The organism is Algoriphagus sp. UBA3586, assembly GCF_002376385.1.
GTDB lineage: Bacteria > Bacteroidota > Bacteroidia > Cytophagales > Cyclobacteriaceae > Algoriphagus > Algoriphagus ornithinivorans.
Genome location: NZ_DFMT01000026.1, coordinates 199,373 through 220,542, shown reverse-complemented (window position 1 = coordinate 220,542; position 21,170 = coordinate 199,373). Strand labels below are relative to the sequence as shown.

Genomic DNA, 21,170 nt, shown 5'->3' with positions numbered 1-21,170 from the left:
ACTGAAAAGGGTGGGGGATAAAAAAGATACGAATATTCGAAAAGCTTTTTATTAAAATTCAAAGTATTTAAAATTTGTAAATCACCTTCCTTTCTTTATGGATTAGTGGCTCAATTAAGACCAATCATCATTTTCCCTTTTTTACCTTCATTTCTATTTTTTAGCTTGATGGTTCAGAAAAAAAATCAACCCATGCAACCTATCAAAATAGCCACGGCCCAATTCGAAAATCGAAGCGGAGACAAAGCCTATAACCTAAGTGTAATCGATCAACTTTCTGCTCAGGCTGCGCAAAATGGAGCTCAGGTGATCACATTTCATGAATGTTGCATTAGTGGTTATTCCTATGCGAGAAAGCTCAGTAAAACTCAACTCCTGGAAGAAGCTGAATTTGTTCCAGATGGAGAATCGATTCAGTGCTTGATAGAGATTTCAAAAAAGAATGGAATTGTAATCCTTGCAGGCTTGTTTGAAAAAGATAAAAATGGGCAAGTTTATAATACCTATGTCTGTGTCAATCAAGAGAGGTTGCTCGCCAAATATCGTAAGCTCCATCCGTTTATTCATCCCGATTTAAGTCCGGGAAATAGCTATGTAACCTTTGATTTGTCGGGTTGGAAATGTGGTATTTTGATTTGCTATGACAATAATATTATAGAGAATGTCCGTGCCACCAAACTTTTAGGAGCTGATATCATTTTTATGCCCCATGTAACCATGTGCACCCCTTCGACTCGGCCGGGAGCAGGTTTTGTTAATCCTAAACTTTGGGAAAATCGTGAGGCCGACCCAACCTCATTGCGAATGGAATTTGATGGGCTGAAGGGGAAGGCTTGGTTGATGAAATGGCTTCCAGCCAGGGCTTATGATAATGCGGTTTATGTGATTTTTTCCAATCCTATTGGGATGGACGATGATCAGTTGAAAAATGGTTGCTCCATGATTTTGGATCCTTTTGGGGATATTTTGGCGGAGTGTAGAAGCTTTGAAGATAGTTTTGAGATAGCTACTATCGTTGCCGAGAAACTCACACAAGCCGGTGGACATCGCTACCTACAGGCACGTAGGCCAGATCTTTATAGGGATATTTTTAATCAGTCTCATCAGTCGGAACAGAAAGTGGTTTGGCTGGGAAAGCAGTGAATAAATAGGTCTATGGCAATTCTTAATGATTCGTCTTCTTTAAGTATTGCTTAGCCAAGAATGCATTATTAAAATTTTTTGAACATCCTCTTTCTTACCAATAAAATGACTTATATGGCCTAATATTAGCCCAAAGGATCAGAATCCGGAAGCTTCGCCTGGCCGTGGCTGGGTCATCGGTCATCGGTCGCCTGTACTGAGCGAAGTCGAAGTATCCAATCGGTCAAGCAAAGAAAAAATGTTAATTGGCAACATTGCGGATAATCAGATAAAATTTTTTAAAAAGGAATGGCGCTTCGGCCCATTTGAATAAGCATTCAACTGATAAATAAAAGCTATAGCCCAGACGCTTTTCCATCAGATTAAATTTTCGTAAGGATAGGATCTGGCGCACTTTTTTTCTTCAAGTCCGCAACCTAACAAAAAAAATCTCAGACAATTATCGGCAATCCCAGGGATTTCCTTTTTCTTTTCTCCAATTCCCATATCTTTAGGGGAAGTTTTTGATTTCTTTTTTCATGACCATATCCGAATATCTTCAGTCCCTCAATTCCCGATTCAAACTAGGCTTAGCCACTGAACATACATTTCGAGGTGATTTACAAAATCTATTGGAATCCCTTGTTCCAGATATCAAAGCGACTAACGAACCCAAGCGTCAAGCCTGTGGAGCTCCTGATTACATCTTGACAAACAAGAAAGGAATTCCCGTCGGCTACATCGAGGCCAAGGATATTGGGGATAATGATCTGACCGGATCCAAAAAGACCGGAAACAAGGAACAGTTTGACCGCTATAAGGGATCCTTGGATAACCTGATCTTCACTGATTACCTTGATTTCTATTATTACCGGGGAGGAGAGCTGGCTACCTCCGTTCGGATCGGTGTCATCGATCAAGGAAAGATACTTCCCCTTCCACATAATTTCCCGGCTTTCGAACTCCTCATTAAGGAATTCACCACGCATATTGGCCAGTCTATTAAGAGCCCCAAAAAACTGGCCGAAATGATGGCCGGTAAAGCCCGGCTTCTGGCTAATGTGATTTTCAATGCATTGGAGAGTGATGATGAGCACCAGGATAATTCCACGCTTCGTGAGCAAATGGCGGCCTTCAAGGATATCCTGATTCATGATATTACGAATAAGCAGTTTTCGGATGTCTATGCGCAGACCATCGCCTATGGGATGTTTGCCGCGCGACTCTATGACAATAGCCTGGATACCTTTAGCCGACAGGAAGCGGCCGAGCTCATCCCCAAGTCTAACCCTTTCCTGAGAAAGCTCTTCCAATACATCGCCGGTTATGACCTCGATGACCGGATCACCTGGATAGTGGATGCCCTGGCGGATATTTTCAGGGCGGCAGATGTCAAGTCCATCTTGAAAAACTTCGGCAAAGCTACCAAGATGGAGGATCCCATCATCCACTTTTACGAGGACTTCCTGACCCAATATGATCCCAAGCTTCGCAAGCAGCGAGGAGTCTGGTACACCCCGCATCCCGTGGTGAACTTTATTATCCGCGCCGTGGATGAGATTCTGATCACCGAGTTTGGCTTGCCCATGGGTTTGGCCGATACCTCCAAGACCAAAATCAAAGTACCCATCCCTACTCATGACAAGAGACACAAAGGAGGAATGGTCGAAGTCGAGCAGGAAGTGCATCGGGTGCAGTTCCTCGATCCAGCAACGGGTACAGGCACCTTTGTGGCGGAGGCGATTCAGCAGATCTATGATAAGATGAAAGGGCAGCAAGGAGGCTGGAACTCTTATGTAGAGAACCATCTACTTCCCCGGATCAATGGCTTCGAACTCTTAATGGCTTCCTATGCCATGGCGCACCTGAAGCTGGATCTCTTACTCAAGGAGACGGGCTATTCCCCTCCTTCAGGAGGGGCTAGGGGAGGTCAAAGATTCCGCATCTACCTGACCAATTCCCTAGAGGAATACCACAAGGACACCGGAACACTCTTTGCCAACTGGCTCTCTGCTGAGGCCTCCGAAGCCAATCAGATCAAGCGGGATGCGCCGGTGATGATTGTGGCTGGAAATCCGCCTTATTCTGGAGTGTCCTCAAATAATGGTGAATGGATTTCAAGGTTAATCGAAGATTACAAGTATGTTGAAAATCAACACATCAATGAGAAAAAACATTGGCTCAATGATGATTATGTGAAATTTATCCGCTACGGACAACACTTTATAGAGAAAAATGGAAGTGGAGTCCTTGCCTTTATCAATCCCCATGGATTTTTGGATAATCCTACCTTCCGTGGAATGCGGTGGAATCTATTAAAGACGTTCGATAAAATCTATACGATTGATTTGCATGGGAATAGCAATAAAAAAGAGACTGCACCAGATGGTTCAAAGGATGAAAATGTGTTCAATATTCAACAAGGAGTCAGTATAAACATATTTATAAAAACAAGCCTTAATTTAAAAAATGCAGATATCTATAAATATGATATATATGGAGAAAGAAATTATAAATTTGAATTTTTGATAAATAATTCTTTGAAGTCGATTTTATTTAATAAAATAATACCTACTTCTCCAAATTTTACTTTTAAAAACTTTTCTGAAAATAAAGAAGTATATGACGGATTTATTGGAGTAAATGAAATTTTTAAAGTTGTTAACACTGGATTAATGACATCAAGGGATGACTTGTTTATCGACGTCAATAAACAAAACCTCATTCAAAGAGTAAGGAAAGCCTTTGAAGGAAATTATGATTTGGGTTTTCAGAAAAAGTTTAATGTTTTCAATTCAGGGGGTTATAGATTATTAGAATATATTGATAAGTCTAAGTTTTCAGAAGATTGTGTTAGAAAAATCACTTATAGGCCATTTGATAACAAATATATTTATTATAATGTTGGGTTGACTAGTAGGCCTGCCTATGAAGTTATGAAGCATATTCTGAATGTTAATGATAATTTATTGTTGTTAACAGCCCGAAGTAATAAGTCTGAAATAATTTCTCAATTTTTTATTACTAGATTTTTATCTGAAGTCAAAACATCCGAGAGAACCACAGGAAGTATTGCTATTCCCCTCTACCTCTATCCCGAATCTTCCGATCAATTAAGTTTGGGTTCGGCTGAGACCCGCACGCCCAATCTGAATCTAGAAATCGTGGATCAGATTGCGAAGGGCTTGGGTCTGACTTTTACTCCTGAGAAAGGTGAAGAAGGAGAAGTCTGCTTTGCGGAAAGTGGGAAAGTTATGCCAGAATATCGGCAGGCCTTTGCGCCGATTGATTTGTTGGATTACATCTATGCCGTGTTGCATAGCCCTACCTATCGGGAGACGTACAAGGAGTTTTTGAAGATTGACTTCCCGAGAGTTCCTTATCCTACGGATGCTGCAAAATTCTGGGAATTGGTAAAGTTGGGAGGAGAGTTAAGAGCCTTGCACCTGATGGAAAGCCCAGTTTTGAATCAGTTTATCACCCAGTATCCTATCGGTGGAGAGAATACCGTAGAGAAGATTCGATTTGAAGAGAACTTTTCCAAAGTTTCGAACTTTGGAAAAGTTGGCCGTGTCTATATCAACCCCGACCAATACTTCGACTCCGTCCCCGAGATTGCCTGGAACTTCTACATCGGCGGCTACCAACCCGCCCAAAAATGGCTAAAGGACCGAAAAGGAAGAATCTTAGATTTTGAAGATATTATGCACTATCAGCGGATTATCAAGGCCCTCGTCGAGACTGATCGGGTGATGAGGGAGATTGATGAAATTAATTTTATGGAAGGGGGTAGTGGTGAAAAAAGTTAAACAACTACTATGGGATAATATAATTTCAATTTTAGCATTAGCTGGGTTTATTATTTTAATTTCTACAATTTTATTTCCTTGTATTTTACCAGAAGGAAAAGAATTTGAAGCCATAATTGGAGTTTTAATTTTCTTTTTTGGAGTACTCTACAATGTGTTAACTTACAAAATTTCTGCTGATAAATTTTCTAAGGAGTTATTCAATGAATTTAATAAAAGATTTGATGAAATAAATGAAGAATTGAATAATATATTATCTGGTAAATTTACTTCATTTTCGGGCAGCAATAGAACTGAATACGATGTTATTATTGATTATCTTAACTTATGTTCAGAAGAATGTTATTGGTTTAAAAAAGGTCGAATTGATATCAAAGTATGGAATTCATGGAAAAAAGGAATGCTTCATTATTTAAAACATGAAAATTTTATTGATGTGGTGGATAAACAAAGAGAGGAAGAAGATTCCTATTATGGACTCTACAAAGAATTAAATTTATAATACAATGGAAGTTTCAAGTACTTATAAGGAGATAATAAAATTATTGTCAAGTTTAGAATATATTGAAGATCCAATTAAGCGGATGGAACTATTTGCATCTGCTTTAAGCTTATCTGGTACTTCATCAATAGCAACGCCGCAGTTGAATAGTGAAATAATTCAAAAATCAATATTTGAATCGTGGAACAAATTAATGAGTATAAATAATTCAAATGAAGTGACTTCTATTGATGTCAAAAATATCAACACTTTGTATGTGTCAAAATTTCTTGAAATTATCACTAAAATTATTAATGAGTCACTATTAGAATTTAGTAATAAGGTTCAAAGCCCAACTTGTATTAAGTCTGAACTGAATTACAATTTAAGAACTATATTTAAGATTATTATTGAATTAATTTTTATTTTAAAAACTTTTAAAGTTGAGGAAGTGATCGAGAATAAATTTGTTTCTGAATCATTAAAAATATTTGAACTTGCTAAAAAATTTGGATATGGGGTTTATTCACGAAAAGAAAACTTAGAGATGGAGATTTCTGAACTGGAAGTTGATTTAAAAAAAATTGATACGAATGATTTTTATGATTCAAATTTGATCAATTTACTTGATCAAATAAAGAAAACTAATTCATGGAAATTTTTTCGAAAGATTAATCAGAAAAACGAAGAAATAAAAAAATTAAAGATTGAACTTGATAATTGTAAAATTAATTTAAAAAATAATTTTTTGAAAAGAATAGATAAAATACGTAAAGAGATTTTGCAATTTGAACCAGTATCCCGAACAGGAATAGACGATTTTAAATTCAAGGAATTTAGCGATTTCTCAATGAGTAGTCATGCAGCGCTATTAAAAGAAACTACTCTTATAAGGTTGAAAGAGTTTTTAAATTTAAAAATTACTGAGATTGATAGTAAGTATGATTTAATTAGTGTTCAAGAGCTGTATACCGAGTTTTTGTCAACCTTGGAAATATATAAAAATTCATATCTGAAAAATAAACAAAATTTTCAAATAACAGAATCTGATATTAATCAAATGTTTAAAGAAATACTGGATGAAATTTGTGAAGAATACTTTGATTAAGTATTTAAAACTAATTAAAATTTCGCTAGTAAATTAATTTCTATATATAACCACAAATTTTTTACCTGCTTCACAATTAAGATTTGATCAAATTAATGGTGATTAATTTTTAAGAAAACATTTTTTATAAGCCCTAATCATTTTCGAATGCCTCGCTTTTCTCAAATAGCCTTTCAAAAGCAGATCCAGCTCTTGGAGTTCAAGGTAGGAGCAGCTTCGTAGAAACTGCTCCACGGTTATTTCTAGGTGGAATTTTTTTTGGATTTTAGGCATGACTCACCTCCCCCTTCTAGTTGTAGAAAATATAGTTTGGGATAAGCGTAGATTGCATCTACACTTTCATATCCTTCGGAATTTGTAATTCCCATTTCCCACAAGTTCAACCCCTACAGGGTTGCTAAAACCAATAACGACCATCCATTGCCACCCCCGGTTCCACCGGGGGCTATTGAAAGGTTCGATCCTTACAGGATCGTTTATTTTCCTATGATGTGTTTCCAATCACGACCCCTGATAAGGGGTCAAACTTTTGAAGTGTGCCGGGCATGGCACTATACTATAGGGTGCGCTATCTCAACGGAGAGAGCAAGTCCCGAGGGGGCCATCTGACGGGAACCCCATAGCCAAAGCCAAGGGTGTTCCGGGCGACCGGAAATCTGAAGGAAGGCAGCGGCAAAATCCAGATGTGGACGAACAGAAACCGGATAGTAGGCTTGCAGACTTGGGGAAGTGCGCTTTGAAGCATCTAATCCCAACAGTCAGACGGAAGGTCTGTGAGTAAATCGGGCTGCATCGGAAGAAAGTATAGTGTCTTACCCCGGGAGATCTGTGGCAGGGGCAATTGCCGGAGGTACGAGCGAGTGCTGAAGGAATCCAAGCCGACAGAAGTCAGCAGAAGGCGTAGTACTGATATAAACAGGAAGGCCCGAATTTTCTAAACAAGGAAGCGAACTTAAAGTGAGTAAAAAGAACGAACCATCGAAAACAAGCGCAAATGCCGTACAGACCGAACTGTTCACCGGCAGGCTTGACTCTGGTCTTCCAAAGGGAGGCGGAACTTCCCGAAGGGATCAGAGGATGGAGTTATTTTCTCGACTGGAAGAGCAGCGTACCTTGACCAAGAGTACAATGGACAGCGTGAGCGACACCCTCCATCTACTTCATGCTTTCAAAAGAGTCAGGGAGAATGGAGGCTCAGCGGGTATCGACGGAGTTACGCCGAACGATTATGCGCAGAACCTTGCATTGAGGATCAATTCCCTCCAGCAGCGGCTAGACTCAGGTACCTATGAACCGAGTGCGGTCAGGGGAGTTGAGATTGAGAAGCCAACGGGGGGAACACGGCTGTTGGGAATCCCCACGGTAGAGGACAGAATAGTGCAGCAGAGCATTCAGAATGAGCTACAGCGAATATTCGATCCCTACTTCAGCGAAAACAGCTTTGGATTCCGTCCGGGCCGTTCAGCACATCAGGCGATAGAGCGGGCCAGTGACTATGTTAAAGAGGGTAAGATATGGGTGGTGGACATTGATCTAAAAAGTTTCTTTGACCAGATCAACCATGACAGGCTCATGAATAGGCTTAGGAACAGTATATCTGACAAGAGACTGCTGAAGCTGATACACAAGTTCCTGCGGGCCGGCCTGATGAAGGGCGGCTTGGAAACCCAACGAATGTCGGGTACTCCACAGGGAGGCCCCTTATCACCCCTTTTGTCAAACATAGTATTAGATGAACTGGATAAAGAGCTTGAAGCAAGAGGTCTGAGCTTTGTCCGATATGCAGACGACTGCAATATCTTGGTCAGCAGCGAGCGATCGGCTCACCGGGTTTTCGAATCGATGGTTGCATTTATCGAGGGTAAGCTCAAACTGAAGGTAAATCTTGAAAAGAGTGGTGTCAGGCGATGCGATGAGGTCAAGTTCCTAGGCCATACGGTTATGGGTGATGGCAAAATCCGTATAGCCGACAAAAGCATCGAGAGATTCAAGAAAAAGATCAGAGAGGTGACCAAACGAAATCGGGCCATTCCATTGGGAAGGCTGATATCGGAAACCAATCTGATCATTCAGGGCTGGGCAACCTATTTTCGCAAATGCAACACATGGCTGAGCGGACTTAAGGAGATGGATGGGTGGATACGCAACCGAATCAGGTGCTATGCCCTGAAATCCCACGGGCGCAGATATCCGACATACTGTTTTCTGAGGTCTTTGGGAGTGGAGACGAAACGGTCATGGAATGCAGTGAAATTCCATGGTTGGTGGTCTATGGCAAATCTTAACTATGTCCGCAATGGAATGGGCCTTGCTTGGTTTGCAGGATTGGGCTTAAGATCACTGGTCGTTGTACAGAAAGGTTGAAACTTTAGAAGAAACCGCCGCGGTACGTTAAAGCGTATGCCAGGTGGTGTGGGGGGGACGGCGGCTCGACCGCCTACCCATCCCGATTAGCCGCGGGTGAAACCCGTGGAAATCACGGTTCAATGGCAATGGTTTTCCCGACCCTGTAAGGGTCGAACTCATTTCATCCTTGCCAATTTTGAATTAATTCACGATTTTCAAATCATCTCCCATAAGTTCAACCCCTCCAGGGTTGCCAAAACCAATAACGACCATCCATTGCCACCCCCGGTTGCACCGGGGGCTATTGAAAGGTTCGATCCTTACAGGATCGTTTATTTTCCTATGATGTGTTTTCAATCACGACCCCTGATAAAGCCTGTCCCGATGAACGCAGGGATATCGGGAGGGTCAAACATTTCAATACCTGTGCGCCCCCCTTCTAGTTGTAGAAAATATAGTTTGGGCTAAGCGTAGATTGCATCTACGCTTTCATATCCTTCGGAATTTGTAATTCCCATTTCCCACAAGTTCAACCCCTACAGGGTTGCTAAAACCAATAACGACCATCCATTGCCACCCCCGGTTCCACCGGGGGCTATTGAAAGGTTCGACCACTATGTGGTCATGATTCTAAATCATCGAAAATTAGTTTTCCGACCCCTGATAAGGGGTCAAACTTTTGAATAGCCGCGGGTGAAACCCGTGGAATTGATGATGGATAAATAATGGTTTTCCCGACCCTGAAAGGGTCGAACTCTATTTCATACTTGCCGTTATTGAATTAATTCACGATTTTCAAATCACCATTTTTTAATCAAAATCAATACGTCATGGCCACACATACCCAACTTTTATATCACCTTGTTTTCTCCACCAAACACCGTGAACCCACGATCGTTCCCGATCAAAAAAAACGTCTTTTTGCCTACATCCACCAGCTTCTGACCAATAAAAACTGCCATCTATACCGAATTAATGGGGTGGAAGATCATCTACACATTTTGACTCATGTCCATCCTACAATATCTGTTTCTTCTTTGATTAAAGACATTAAATTGGCAGCAAATGATTTTATAAAAAAGGAAACAATTTTTCCAAAATTTAAAGGTTGGCAGGATGGTTATGGTGCCTTTTCAGAATCGATTAAAGAAAAAGACCGGTTGATCAAATACATCAAAAATCAAGAAGAGCATCATCGGAATTTCTCGTTTAAGGATGAGTACTTGGCGCTTTTGAAAGAATACGAAATTGAATTTGATGAGAAATATCTTTTGTAGTTTTAACCTCGAAACCCCAGAAGTTCAACCCCATTCGGGGTTGTTGTCCACCATCTTGACCTTCATTTCCCCCGGTTATACCGGGGGCTCCGCCACGGCGGACAAGTTATTGAAAGGTTCGACCACTCCGTGGTCATGAATTCCACAATTGATGATCAAGAAAATTTACCGACCCTGAAAGGGTCCATCCTCTGAATAGCCATGGGTGAAACCCGTGGAAAGGATGATTTCATTAAAATGGTTTTCCCGACCCCAACGGGGTCGAATTTTTTTGATTTCTGGCTCGGATTTTTAATCTTAATTCAGTCTATTTTGATCACTTTAAAAAATACTTCGCTGAAATGTTCAAAATCAGAATCCTTTGTCAGGAGGGTTGCACCTACTGCGTAGGCCGTAGCGGCAATCCACAAATCATTTTGACCTATGGTTTTTGACTTTCCCGGATTTAAACTAGGGTGATTATTTTGGCTATAAGCCTGAATTTCAGCAAAGGCTTTCATAAGCTTATCATCCTTACCATCAATGCTCAGCGTAATTGATTTTTCCAGTAGTTTTCTCCAACGTTCGGTTTGCTTTGCTCCATAACCTCTTCGGAGAAAAAAGCCCTCAATTTCTCCTACACTTATTGCCGAAATCAGGATTATACAACTTGGATCGGTTAATAGCTTATGCTCTTCTTCTATTTTTTGAAAAGTACTGTCTCCCCTCATGTAATGGAGAATTACTGATGTATCTAGAAGGAGCTTTCGCATCAATCCAAACTTTTTAGTAGCTCATCAAACTCCTCATCCGTTTCTTCTCCGGGCCAAGAACCCACAATCAATTTCAGGGGATTTAGGTCTTTTCCCTCAGCAAGTTGCCTTTGGATCTGTTCTTCCAAATTTTCATGCTTGGGTCTTTTGGAAAAAAAGTCATCTCCTGCTTCTTTATCGAAGATCCGCTCGATTTCAATGCTGAACCTCTTTCCGGGTTTATGATGCATGGTTCCTGTCACGGTTGCTTCTTTTCCCCACCATGCGGTGATATCATGAGGAATAAAATTCTCAGAGAGAAAAGCATCAACCAGTCCTTCTTGGGTCAAGATCTTTACCCGCTGATTACTGAATTTCAACTCTTCAATTCTACCACTGACAATTACCGCTTCTGGAGAGGGAATTTCAGTTTCGGTAATTTGTATTTTTTTGAAATCTGATTTGACTAAAGTGAAACCCTCTATTGAACCCTCATTGGTAATTGAAAAAATCTCTCGATCGCTTAAAAATGATTTTTTGAACGTCAAAAGATCCTTTAAAAGTGGTTTATCCAAGAGGTCACTTTTTTCTGGGTTTTCAAGTGCTTCTTTAAAGGATTCTACCACCAGCGAGATCGGAGTTTTTTCATGAAGATCTTTTTGGTAGTCTAGCCTGAATAAATCTGTTTGGAACGAGGGAAGTGTCTTTTCAAATCGCTCAGACTCCAGACATAAAATAGTACTCCCTTTTTGTACCCCAGTCAGGTTAACTTTCAGGGCGTCAGTCAAGTTGAATGATTTTTTAGCTTTACTTAGTCCTTTTATTCGTAATAAAAGCGCTCCCTCTGCAATCTTTTTGAGGCTTTCGGCTATACTACTTAGCCTGAAAAGATCAATGCTTCCGTCAGAATCTTCTGATTGCTCTATTTTGAGTTCGTACTTCATTTTCTATAGTATTACGCTGAGACCAGGATTTGATCTTATTTCCCCAACAACTTCTCCAACCTTGCCATCATCTCATCCTTTTCCTTTAGCATCCGCTCGTAAAGAGCGATTTTTTCTTCGTGCAGTTGGATGATTTTATCCATCGGATGAAAAGTACAATTATCATTCTTTTGGTAGCCGATTGCACCATTATCAAAAGTATTCGCAATGATATTCACTGCTTTTTCCTCATCAAACTTCTTAATTGCTTCCACGGGGATTTGGAGGATTTCGCCGACCTGACGAAGTAGCTCCTCCTCAATCTCTTCTCTCTGCTCTAGAAGACTGATCTTCTTTTGGGACCATTCAGGTCCAAGTTCGAAAGCCAAGGCCTCCTGCTTGATGCCCATCATCTCCCGAAATCGTTTGATATTTCTGCCGTGGTGGATTTTTTCGCTCATAGTCTATATCTCTTGCTTAAAAATAAGAATTTCCTTCGAAATGGATCAAACTAAATTATTCCATTGTCAAGCATGATCCAAGGAAATTTGGATTTTCTATGACAAGCATTGACTGAATAAATGGATTGGGCTAAAGCCCGGAAAGGCTGCTGCATAATTTCTATCCCCCAGCTAAAGTAGGGGGCTAATCAAGGGATTCATGAGATAATTTATTTTTGGATGCAACCATTTGAATAGGAATGGTGCTTTAGCCCATTTATAAGAGGACAAAGCAAGCTTGGATGGGCTTTAGCCTACTTCTACAGAATAATTTATCCCCTGATCCTTCTAAAGCATCCATTTTCTGAATAGGCTATCTCAAAGACAGTCCTGAATTTAGGCCCGAAATCAAACGCCTAAATCATGTATCACTACCTCAATACATTTGAAAATGAAGGGATCTGTGAAGATCTGATGGATTGCCACATGGGCTTATATCGATTTTTCTGTGATTATTCGGAACTGAGCTTCTGGAAAAATGACCTTTCAGCTATTTTTGAACAGGTCTTGCAACATAATCCAAGTTTCAAGCTCCTAAGCCCCAAATCGATAATTAACCAGGGAGGGGAATTTTTGCATTTGATTTATATCGGATTTTTTCTCTTCCAAAAAACTCAATTCCCTCCCTGTCCAAACCCATCATGGAAAGAACTTATTCTTAAACATACTAGAAAGAGAAGCCCTTCTCTAGTTGATAGAATCCGTCATTTACCGCAGTACCTTAATCCAAAGGAGATTCAAGATCCCTATTTAGTACTCAAGGACTTTTATTATCGACGGCAATGTTTCGATTGGGCCAGAAGGTGGAATCAACTGATTGAGGAATCGTTCACCAGTATAACTTGTCTCGAACCTGAGGATATAGCATTGTTCCAAGCAGATTTTAGGGGTTTTTATAAACTCCTAGAAGCTATCTATCTGATATATGTCCGCCATTTCTCTCCTGAAATGCCAGATGGATACGATTCCTACAATTTAAACTTTCCCGTAATGTTTTAATTCAACTGCCAACAATCATGGAAAACACCTTCAGAACATTTAGAAAAAAATACCGCTGTCAGTCCAAGGAGCAGGCTTTTAAGGTATTGGATGATATTTTTGGCACCATTGCAGATCTTCCCTATTGGATTGCTAAGGTTACTGCTATTCAAAATTCAGTTTTTGATTCTCGATTCATCCCCCACAAATTACTTCCGGATGCAGTACACTACAACGGTCAGGTATTTTTAAAGCTCATCAATGCAAGCATGTTTTTAATGGATTTTCCGCCGATATCGAAGGAGGAACTGAATTGGAAACACCTGATCGATGATTTAATTGAAAGCAGATATTTAAATCAAGAAAAACCAGATGCTTTTTATCATCTTTTGGCCTATTATCCACGGCATCTTAGCCAAGGTCAAATATTGAATCCAAGTAGATTTATCCGAAAGTTTTTTAAGCGTAAAAGCCTTGAATCCTGGATTCGTCGATGGAATCATTTCCGGGAAACAGCCTTTTACAAATTTTCTATTACAGAGGGTAATGAAGGATCGTATTTTAAAGATTTTCAATACTTCCTTAAGCTAACAGAGGCTTCCTACCTGATATACGTTCGTCATTCTCCCACCCAAAACCCAAACAGCTATGCTTCAATTTGAGACTAATCAAGCGCCTGACGATCTATTCAACCTATTTCCAAAAAATGAAATCAATAAATACCTCTGGGAAATGCTTCAAGGTTGGATCATATTCTTAACCCAGCGGGAAAAGGATGATCTGGATATTGCAACCCGAATGTACTTTTATGAGCTTTTGAATCATTTGCTGCGTCATCTTGACCGGAACCGAGAGTTGTCCAAAGAAGCACTATCTACAAGAGAAATTGATGCACTCGGTTTGGCACTTATCGAACTTCTACATCCTTTGGCCATATACTGGAAAGAATCAGCTCAAATCCAGCACTGGTATATTTTACTCCCACATTTAAGTCCTGACGAACATGATGAATTAGAGACTGTGATTGGTTTTTTGGGCTCTTGTCAGTCAGGGAATCAGATTCATTGCATATCGGCTTCCTACCTTAAAAAGAATTTGGAAATAGGCAATCCCTACCTTTGGTCCGAAGTTCTCCCAAGTGAAGCATATTACCTTGCACCGGGTTTTGAACCACTTCCCTTGCTTAAGGACAAAGAGCAACAGCAGGTATTCTCAAAAGCAGTAGAGCGACTTGAGATAGGATTAAAAAAGGCAGAGGAATTTTGGGTGTTGGCACAGCAAACTGAAGGGAATATGAAACCCTTTCTTTTGCACCAAACTACCGAAATGGCCTTAAGATCCATCCTGTTTGCATGGGAAAAGCTGGACAAGAAAACCCATGAAATTCGAGTTTTGCTCCGCTTCGCCAGTAAATACAATTCAAAATTTCAAGAAGTTTTTTCAGGAGAAGATGAATTAATCTTGAACCTGATCGACAAATGCTACACCAATACCCGGTACAAGGAGGATTTCAAGGTAGAACAGAAATACCGATTAAAATTGGAGCATAAGGTAAAGCAAATCTTAAGCTACTCAACTGATGAATTGGAAAGATTAAAGGGTTTGGCTCTTGCAAAGGGAAATTATAATTGATATTGGGCTTATTCCCAGGGTATCTTTCATTTCCACCCCGATGGATCGGGGCAGATAGCAATTTTAGGGCATTTGCTTATTAATAGGAGTGAGCCTTTAGGCCATTCATAAAAAAGTGAATGGTGACAATTGGCTGGGCTTTAGCCAAAATCTAAAGAATAAAATATCCCTCAATCAATCTAAATCATCGCCTTTTTGAATAGGACAGAAATCCTGAAATAAAGAATTTGGTATTCAATCAAAATAAAATCTATCATGAAACCAATTGTAATCCACTTATCCAATCTTGTCGATTCTGCACTTAGTATAAATGGAGACATCCATATTCATCATTCCGAATTCGATAGCAATATCCTCGATTTGCTTTTACGCTCTTTGGAGATCAATAGAAAGTTGATTTCGGGTTTTTGTACCGAATGGCAAAATGAAGAAGATCTCTACACAGAAATCCAAAAACTCATCAAGCAGCAGCGTACTTTGGAACTTGATGTGGCCAACAACCTAAAATCAAAATCAGATGGAATGCAACTTTAAAACATTTAAACGGAGATTTCGAATAAGCTCGGAAAACCAAGCTCTTCAAGAGGTGGATAACCTTTTGGAGTCCATCGCAGGTTTTCCATATTGGGTAAACAAAATGAAGATTATTCAACAACAGGTTTTTAACCATGAACCTGCCTGGGAGGATTTATTTCCTGATTGTATATTTTATCAAGGAAAGCTGATTTTGAAATTTATCTATGCCGGGGAGCATCTTATAAACTGTAGACCGAGCCCTTTGGTTTCTGCTCAATGGGATAAGATCATAAGTAACCAACCTCAAGATATAAAACTTAAAAATTATCCGGATTATGTGAAGTTGTTGGTTGAATCTCCCAAACACCTGACTAGTGAGGAGATCCTCGATCCCTGTTCTTTTTTGAACAAATTCTATCGTAAAAGATCGGCAATTCAATGGGCGAAACGCTGGAATCAATTTAGAGAGTATGCGACATTCACATATTCAATTTGCGAAGGAGATGAGGGCGAATATCTCGAAGATTTTGAGTATTTCTTAAAACTAGTTGAGGCCATCTACCTCATTCATTTATCTCAAAAATATATCCCTTTGGCAAATTCATAATTAACTGAAGTACAGTTTTTAACTGATAAATCGAGTAGGTGAATTTCCAAGAATATATCCAATAAGAAAAATCTTTAGAACTGGAAGTTTTCCAAAATTTAAACCCATCCAATCATGATACCATCTGAAATTAATTATCACAAAGAAGAGTTATTTGATTCAGTAGCTGAATCGTCTACGGAGATCTATCTTTGGGAGCTATTGCAAGCCTGGATGATTTTTCTTTCTCAAAGAGACTTAAATGCTGTGGAAGTCAGTAATCGACTTTTTTTCTTTGAATTATTAGATAACCACCTTCAAAAGGGTAGAGAAGAATTCGATCGAAACCGGCTGAAAAACACCCTTGAAGGCCTAAAAACTAATCCTCCCACATAGTTTTCAGTTTACTGGAAGTGTAGCAGCTTTATCCCTTATTTTTGACTTTTTGGGCTTTCAAATTTCACTATGGCTTCAGCAAATCTTCTATTGAAATGATGTCCGGGATTAGTTGAGTAGAATATTCTTATTCAAGAATCAACCCAGATACATACATTTACACCAATTATCAAAACTTGATATGATCAGGTTTATTTAGGGTATTTGTAGGGTTTTTACAGCTTAGATTTAGGGTTAAATCTTATTTAAGGGAGTATAAAGCCTCATTTTTGATTTAATCTGATATTAAAATATTAAGGGTTTAATTGATTTATTTATCACAACCAATTAAATTACCTTTAGTTTTAATTAAAATTGATCTAAAATGGGAAATCTACCACCAAAAAACATCTTCTTCCCCCAAGGGAAAATCGGGAATTTAGTTTTTTATACTCTTAATGGGAAAACGGTAGTTCGGACCCGTCCAGGAGGAACTCATAAAAACAAAACTCATCCCTCTAAACTTCAACTCCTACAGAGAGAAAAACTAAAAACTATTAATCAATTTCTTAAACCTCTAAAACAGGTGTTGGATTTCGGCTATCAGGAATTTCTCACCCAGAGCAAAAAGGGTGTACATTTAGCCTATTCAGAATTAAATCATAAGGGATATAACCATGATCGGAATCCTAAAATTGATCCTGCTTTTTTGAAAATCAGTAAAGGAAGTTTACTGGAGCCCCAAAATGCATTTTTTGAAAGAGTGTATTCTGGAATCAGGATCCATTGGAGCAATAATTCAGATGAAGGAAAATCAAGGTCAAGTGATGAGGCTTTTATAGTTCTTTACCAGCCTGATGCGGAAAAGTATATTTGGATAAAGGATCAATTTAAAAGATCTGATGGTTTAGCGGAAATTAATCTTAGCGAGGCAAATGGCAATTTTCCATGGCATATTTATTTTGCTTTCAGTCAATTCAATAGTTGGAAAAAATCTTACACCCTTTCAAATTCTATTTATTTGGGAAAATTGGTTTTATAGCAAGACTTTCAATGCCTCTTTAGATAATATAATAGAGTGATTCAGAGCCCTGAAGGGGCGACCTGTTTTTTTGCCGATTGGCACCGTGATTATTTATTCAAATCAATTTATTATCGACCCCAAATGGGGTCAAACCTTTCAATAACCGCGGGTGAACCAAAGGTGCAACCCGTGAATAAAATGATCCAGTGCCAATGGTTTTCCCGACCCCGAAGTGGGTCGAACTTTATTTTGATCTTTTTTTTCCTTCACAGAAGTTCAACCCCGTTCGGGGTTGTTGTCCACCATGGTATCTGGGTCGATCAAACCCCCGGTTCCACCGGGGGCTATTCAAAAGTTTGACCACTTTGTGGTCATGATTCCAAATCACCGAAAACTAGTTTTCCGACCCCTGATAAAGCCCGTCCCGATGACTGAAAGGATATCGGGAGGGTCAAATTTTTCAATACCTGTGCGCCTCAGACGTAGCCATGGGTAATGGATAAGCGAAGCGAATCCATACCCATGGAAAAGATGACTACCTTATAATGTTTTCCCGACCTCGAAGCGGGCCGAACTTTATTTTGATCTTTTTTTTCCTTCACAGAAGTTCAACCCCGTTCAGGGTTGTTTCCCACCATGGTTTGTTATGTTACCATTTCCCTAGGTTGCACCTAGGGCTATTGAGATGTTCGATCCTTTCAGGATCTTTTACTTTCCCATAATGTGTTCCAAATAATGACCCCTGATAAGGGGTCAAACCTCTGAATAACCGCGGGTGAAACCCGTGGAAATCACGCATCAATGGTAATGGTTTTCCCGACCCCGAAGCGGGTCGAACTTTTTCTTCCAATTACAGGACGTGCCTTTGGCACTTTTGGCACACTATTTCAGAATTTATGAATACCTCATAATTTATTAAGGAAGAAGGTTATGGATGCATAGCCCAGCCCTGGAGGGGCGTTTTGTATTAGCACCAAATTCGATTTGGGGCTTAGATAATATAATAGAGTGATTCAGAGCCCTGAAGGGGCGACCTGTTTTTTTGCTGATTGGCACCGGGATCATTTATTCAAATCAATGTATTTTCGACCTCGAAGCGGGTCGAACTCTTTTTTGCTGTCACAGGACGTGCCTCCGGCACCTTCACTTCGGTCTCCCGTCTTCCATCTTTTTGCCCCAAATCAAAGGTTTTTGACTGCAGAAATCATTGAGGTTATTTAGATTTATTTAATTCCTTTTTCATGATCTGAATTTGTCTGAACTCATCCTTCAATTTTTCAAAGTCGAGGCTATATTCGTAGATTTTTTGATATCCTGATTTTTCATAAAATCTTTTCGCCTGATGTTTGGAAACCATTGCCTCCAACCAAATAGCATCTAGTTTCTGCTCTTTGGCTATATTTTCTAAGTATTTCATCAATTGAGCGGCGATTCCCTGACCATGAGTAATTCGGTCCAGATAAAGTCTATGGAGCTTCATAGCATTTGGAATTTCCACTTCTCTGGGAGAAAAAGGAAAATCATATTTAAATATTCCTACCTTCTGCTCGTTCCACTCCACAAAAAAATAATGAGTTCGACTGCGTGAAATCTCCTTGGATAAATTTTCTCTGTTATAAATTAACTCTAAATACCAATCGCCGGTATCCTGCCAGAAATCCGAATAAGCCTCCTTATAAATTTTATGCATGAGTTGATGAAGCAATTCAAAGTCTTGCTCTCGTATCGGAATTAACTTGAGGCTATCCGTTAATTTTATCATGGTGTTAAAATTAAAAAAAAGGCCATTTCAAAAGCAAACGCATGTCAGCCTAAGCGTAGTCGAAGACCATTTCAATCTTTCTGGCCTACATTTCGACTTCGCTCAATGTGACAAATGCATTACTAATGAAACAGCCTTTTAGATATTTTTAGGCTCTTATTTCCGCTTCAAGGCCTTCTTAGCAGCTTTCACAATATTCGCAGCATTGAGACCATATTTCTCGAGAAGGGCAATGGGAGTTCCTGACTCTCCGAAACTGTCATTGACACCCACATATTCCAAGGGAGCTGGATTGTTTCTTGCCAAGGTCTGAGCTATCGCATCTCCCAATCCACCATTAATCTGATGCTCTTCAGCGGAGACGGCACATCCGGTCTTCTTGACAGATTCCAAAATAGCCTCTTCATCCAAAGGTTTGATCGTGTGGATATTGATTACTTCAGCAGAAATACCTTCTTCTCTTAGCATAGCCTCAGCAACATTCGCTTCCCAAACCATATGACCTGTAGCAAAGATGGTGACGTCTTTACCATCTATCATTTTCCAGGCTTTTCCGATTTCGAATTTTTGATCAGCAGGTGTGAAAATAGGCCAACTTGGGCGTCCAAATCTTAGGTAAACAGGACCCTCATACTCCGCAATCGCCAAAGTGGCAGCCTTGGTTTGGTTGTAATCACAAGGATTGATCACAGTCATATGGGGAAGCATTTTCATCATTCCCAAATCCTCCAGAATCTGGTGAGTTGCACCATCTTCACCTAAAGTCAAACCGGCATGAGAAGCGCATATTTTGACGTTTTTATTCGAATAAGCAACGGATTGTCTGATTTGATCATAAACCCTGCCCGTTGCAAAATTTGCAAAGGTTCCCGCAAAAGGTATTTTGCCTCCTATCGCCAAACCAGCGGAAATGCCTATCATATTTGCTTCAGCAATTCCTGTTTGGAAAAAGCGCTCAGGGAATTCTTTTTGAAAAGCTCCCATTTTCAGAGAACCAATCAGATCCGCACAAAGGCCAACTACATTTGGATTTTTTCTTCCTGCCTCCAGAAATCCGTCACCAAATCCTGAACGAGTATCTTTTTTCTCAGTATATGTAAATTTTAAGTCTAAGCTCATGATTTTCTTTGTGTTGGGTAGATTAATAATCGCCTAAGGTTTCCTCTAATTGTCCTAAGGCATCGGCTAATTGCTCGTCACTAGGAGGGGAGCCATGCCACTTGTGAGTTCCGACCATAAAGTCAACCCCATAGCCCATTTCTGTATACAAGAGATTCATTACAGGCTTACCTTTTCCTGTCAAGGACTTGGCTTTTTCCAATCCCTCAAGTACGGAGCTTAGATCATTTCCTTTTTTGGTTTCGATTACTTCCCAACCAAAAGCTTCCCATTTGGCCTTGAGATTTTTTAGATCCATCACTTCTGTAGTTGGACCGTCGATCTGTTGGCCATTATAATCAACTGTGGCAATCAAATTATCCACTCCAAAATGAGCTGCATACATGGCTGCTTCCCATACCTGACCTTCCTGCAATTCTCCATCACCCATTAGGATATAAACCAGGTGATCATCTTTGTCCAGTTTTTTGGCCTGAGCTACGCCAAGTGCTACGGATAGGCCTTGCCCCAGGGAACCTGATGCTACCCGAATACCGGGAAGGTGTTCGTGGGTTGCTGGGTGTCCCTGCAGTCTGGAATTGATTTTTCTGAAGGTTTTGAGTTCATCAACAGGAAAATAACCGCTTCTCGCTAAGACTGAATACCAGCCTGCGGAGAGGTGACCATTGGAAAGGAAGAAAATATCCTCACCTTTTCCATCCATTTTAAAGTCAGGATTGTGTCTCAATTGATCAAAATACAAAGCCACAAAGAATTCTGCGCAGCCAAGTGGAGCTCCGGGATGTCCGGATTGCACAGCATGCACCATTCTCAGTACATCTCTTCTGAGTTGAGTACAGATTTTTTGGAGTTGTTCGATAGATTGTTTTTCCATTACGGAG

General features: G+C 39.9%; 19 protein-coding genes. 13 read left to right on the top strand and 6 right to left on the bottom strand.

Annotated features, from left to right (window positions below):
- Positions 1 to 192: 192 nt before the first annotated feature.
- The 6 genes from B2906_RS08885 to tnpA all read left to right on the top strand — a co-directional run bounded on the left by B2906_RS08885 (position 193) and on the right by tnpA (position 10,143).
- Entirely contained in the window at positions 193 to 1,143 is a 951-nt protein-coding gene (locus B2906_RS08885) for a nitrilase family protein (RefSeq protein WP_286938227.1), read from the top strand.
- 518 nt (positions 1,144 to 1,661) lie between these two features.
- Entirely contained in the window at positions 1,662 to 4,931 is a 3,270-nt protein-coding gene (locus B2906_RS08880) for a type ISP restriction/modification enzyme (protein WP_286938226.1), read from the top strand.
- Positions 4,888 to 5,433, top strand: coding sequence for a hypothetical protein (locus B2906_RS08875; RefSeq protein WP_286938221.1), 546 nt, complete (start codon positions 4,888 to 4,890; stop codon positions 5,431 to 5,433). Before B2906_RS08880 ends, B2906_RS08875 begins: the two co-directional genes overlap by 44 nt.
- A 4-nt stretch (positions 5,434 to 5,437) precedes the next feature.
- Positions 5,438 to 6,520 carry a hypothetical protein gene (locus B2906_RS08870; protein ID WP_286938214.1) on the top strand — a complete coding sequence of 361 codons (1,083 nt, stop codon included), beginning with the start codon at positions 5,438 to 5,440 and terminating at the stop codon, positions 6,518 to 6,520.
- A 957-nt stretch (positions 6,521 to 7,477) separates the two neighbouring features.
- A complete protein-coding gene (gene ltrA, locus B2906_RS08865) occupies positions 7,478 to 8,884 on the top strand; it encodes a group II intron reverse transcriptase/maturase (protein ID WP_219958393.1) in 1,407 nt (468 codons plus the stop codon).
- Between the two features lie 812 nt (positions 8,885 to 9,696).
- Positions 9,697 to 10,143, top strand: coding sequence for an IS200/IS605 family transposase (tnpA, locus tag B2906_RS08860; RefSeq protein ID WP_286938205.1), 447 nt, complete (start codon positions 9,697 to 9,699; stop codon positions 10,141 to 10,143).
- A gap of 302 nt (positions 10,144 to 10,445) precedes the next feature.
- On the opposite strand, the gene B2906_RS08855 is transcribed toward tnpA, so the two are convergent.
- The 3 genes from B2906_RS08855 to B2906_RS08845 are packed head-to-tail and all read right to left on the bottom strand — an operon-like array spanning position 10,446 to position 12,258.
- Positions 10,446 to 10,895: a type II toxin-antitoxin system VapC family toxin gene (locus B2906_RS08855; RefSeq protein WP_286938181.1), complete on the bottom strand. Its 450-nt coding sequence runs from the start codon at positions 10,893 to 10,895 to the stop codon at positions 10,446 to 10,448.
- Positions 10,895 to 11,818 (bottom strand): hypothetical protein, encoded by a 924-nt coding sequence (locus B2906_RS08850; RefSeq protein WP_286938176.1) that lies wholly within the window; start codon positions 11,816 to 11,818, stop codon positions 10,895 to 10,897. Before B2906_RS08850 ends, B2906_RS08855 begins: the two co-directional genes overlap by 1 nt.
- Before the next feature lie 35 nt (positions 11,819 to 11,853).
- Positions 11,854 to 12,258 carry an XRE family transcriptional regulator gene (locus B2906_RS08845; RefSeq protein ID WP_286938173.1) on the bottom strand — a complete coding sequence of 135 codons (405 nt, stop codon included), beginning with the start codon at positions 12,256 to 12,258 and terminating at the stop codon, positions 11,854 to 11,856.
- A 402-nt stretch (positions 12,259 to 12,660) separates the two neighbouring features.
- Here B2906_RS08845 and B2906_RS08840 point away from each other — a divergent pair, with 402 nt between their 5' ends.
- The 7 genes from B2906_RS08840 (at position 12,661) to B2906_RS08810 (ending at position 17,426) form a co-directional block, all read left to right on the top strand.
- Positions 12,661 to 13,296 carry a hypothetical protein gene (locus B2906_RS08840; RefSeq protein WP_286938164.1) on the top strand — a complete coding sequence of 212 codons (636 nt, stop codon included), beginning with the start codon at positions 12,661 to 12,663 and terminating at the stop codon, positions 13,294 to 13,296.
- Between the two features lie 17 nt (positions 13,297 to 13,313).
- Positions 13,314 to 13,937, top strand: a complete 624-nt coding sequence (locus B2906_RS08835; RefSeq protein ID WP_286938156.1) for a hypothetical protein — start codon at positions 13,314 to 13,316, stop codon at positions 13,935 to 13,937.
- A complete protein-coding gene (locus B2906_RS08830; RefSeq protein ID WP_286938150.1) occupies positions 13,924 to 14,907 on the top strand; it encodes a HEPN domain-containing protein in 984 nt (327 codons plus the stop codon). The genes B2906_RS08835 and B2906_RS08830 overlap by 14 nt, the downstream gene beginning before the upstream one ends.
- Positions 14,908 to 15,162: 255 nt before the next feature.
- Positions 15,163 to 15,441, top strand: a complete 279-nt coding sequence (locus B2906_RS08825; RefSeq protein WP_219958570.1) for a hypothetical protein — start codon at positions 15,163 to 15,165, stop codon at positions 15,439 to 15,441.
- A gap of 52 nt (positions 15,442 to 15,493) precedes the next feature.
- Complete coding sequence (locus tag B2906_RS08820) at positions 15,494 to 16,030, top strand: hypothetical protein (protein ID WP_286938142.1); 537 nt, start codon at positions 15,494 to 15,496, stop codon at positions 16,028 to 16,030.
- 114 nt (positions 16,031 to 16,144) lie between these two features.
- Positions 16,145 to 16,405, top strand: a complete 261-nt coding sequence (locus B2906_RS08815; RefSeq protein ID WP_219958583.1) for a hypothetical protein — start codon at positions 16,145 to 16,147, stop codon at positions 16,403 to 16,405.
- 364 nt (positions 16,406 to 16,769) lie between these two features.
- Complete coding sequence (locus B2906_RS08810; RefSeq protein ID WP_286938140.1) at positions 16,770 to 17,426, top strand: DUF6266 family protein; 657 nt, start codon at positions 16,770 to 16,772, stop codon at positions 17,424 to 17,426.
- 1,195 nt (positions 17,427 to 18,621) lie between these two features.
- On the opposite strand, the gene B2906_RS08805 is transcribed toward B2906_RS08810, so the two are convergent.
- The 3 genes from B2906_RS08805 to B2906_RS08795 all read right to left on the bottom strand — a co-directional run bounded on the left by B2906_RS08805 (position 18,622) and on the right by B2906_RS08795 (position 21,163).
- Entirely contained in the window at positions 18,622 to 19,170 is a 549-nt protein-coding gene (locus tag B2906_RS08805) for a GNAT family N-acetyltransferase (protein WP_286938138.1), read from the bottom strand.
- A gap of 156 nt (positions 19,171 to 19,326) precedes the next feature.
- Positions 19,327 to 20,289, bottom strand: coding sequence for a transketolase family protein (locus tag B2906_RS08800; protein ID WP_286938137.1), 963 nt, complete (start codon positions 20,287 to 20,289; stop codon positions 19,327 to 19,329).
- 22 nt (positions 20,290 to 20,311) lie between these two features.
- Entirely contained in the window at positions 20,312 to 21,163 is an 852-nt protein-coding gene (locus B2906_RS08795) for a transketolase (protein WP_286938136.1), read from the bottom strand.
- Between the last annotated feature and the right edge of the window lie 7 nt (positions 21,164 to 21,170).

What these genes read in the sequence shown, in the direction of transcription:
- B2906_RS08870 (WP_286938214.1), top strand. Translation starts at nt 5,438, where the DNA reads ATGGAAGTTTCAAGTACTTATAAGGAGATAATAAAATTATTGTCAAGT.
- B2906_RS08880 (WP_286938226.1), top strand. Translation starts at nt 1,662, where the DNA reads ATGACCATATCCGAATATCTTCAGTCCCTCAATTCCCGATTCAAACTA.
- B2906_RS08800 (WP_286938137.1), bottom strand. Translation starts at nt 20,289, where the DNA reads ATGAGCTTAGACTTAAAATTTACATATACTGAGAAAAAAGATACTCGT.
- B2906_RS08855 (WP_286938181.1), bottom strand. Translation starts at nt 10,895, where the DNA reads ATGCGAAAGCTCCTTCTAGATACATCAGTAATTCTCCATTACATGAGG.
- B2906_RS08830 (WP_286938150.1), top strand. Translation starts at nt 13,924, where the DNA reads ATGCTTCAATTTGAGACTAATCAAGCGCCTGACGATCTATTCAACCTA.
- B2906_RS08845 (WP_286938173.1), bottom strand. Translation starts at nt 12,258, where the DNA reads ATGAGCGAAAAAATCCACCACGGCAGAAATATCAAACGATTTCGGGAG.
- B2906_RS08805 (WP_286938138.1), bottom strand. Translation starts at nt 19,170, where the DNA reads ATGATAAAATTAACGGATAGCCTCAAGTTAATTCCGATACGAGAGCAA.
- B2906_RS08795 (WP_286938136.1), bottom strand. Translation starts at nt 21,163, where the DNA reads ATGGAAAAACAATCTATCGAACAACTCCAAAAAATCTGTACTCAACTC.
- B2906_RS08840 (WP_286938164.1), top strand. Translation starts at nt 12,661, where the DNA reads ATGTATCACTACCTCAATACATTTGAAAATGAAGGGATCTGTGAAGAT.
- B2906_RS08885 (WP_286938227.1), top strand. Translation starts at nt 193, where the DNA reads ATGCAACCTATCAAAATAGCCACGGCCCAATTCGAAAATCGAAGCGGA.
- B2906_RS08825 (WP_219958570.1), top strand. Translation starts at nt 15,163, where the DNA reads ATGAAACCAATTGTAATCCACTTATCCAATCTTGTCGATTCTGCACTT.
- B2906_RS08815 (WP_219958583.1), top strand. Translation starts at nt 16,145, where the DNA reads ATGATACCATCTGAAATTAATTATCACAAAGAAGAGTTATTTGATTCA.
- B2906_RS08810 (WP_286938140.1), top strand. Translation starts at nt 16,770, where the DNA reads ATGGGAAATCTACCACCAAAAAACATCTTCTTCCCCCAAGGGAAAATC.
- B2906_RS08875 (WP_286938221.1), top strand. Translation starts at nt 4,888, where the DNA reads ATGAAATTAATTTTATGGAAGGGGGTAGTGGTGAAAAAAGTTAAACAA.
- B2906_RS08835 (WP_286938156.1), top strand. Translation starts at nt 13,314, where the DNA reads ATGGAAAACACCTTCAGAACATTTAGAAAAAAATACCGCTGTCAGTCC.
- B2906_RS08850 (WP_286938176.1), bottom strand. Translation starts at nt 11,818, where the DNA reads ATGAAGTACGAACTCAAAATAGAGCAATCAGAAGATTCTGACGGAAGC.
- tnpA (WP_286938205.1), top strand. Translation starts at nt 9,697, where the DNA reads ATGGCCACACATACCCAACTTTTATATCACCTTGTTTTCTCCACCAAA.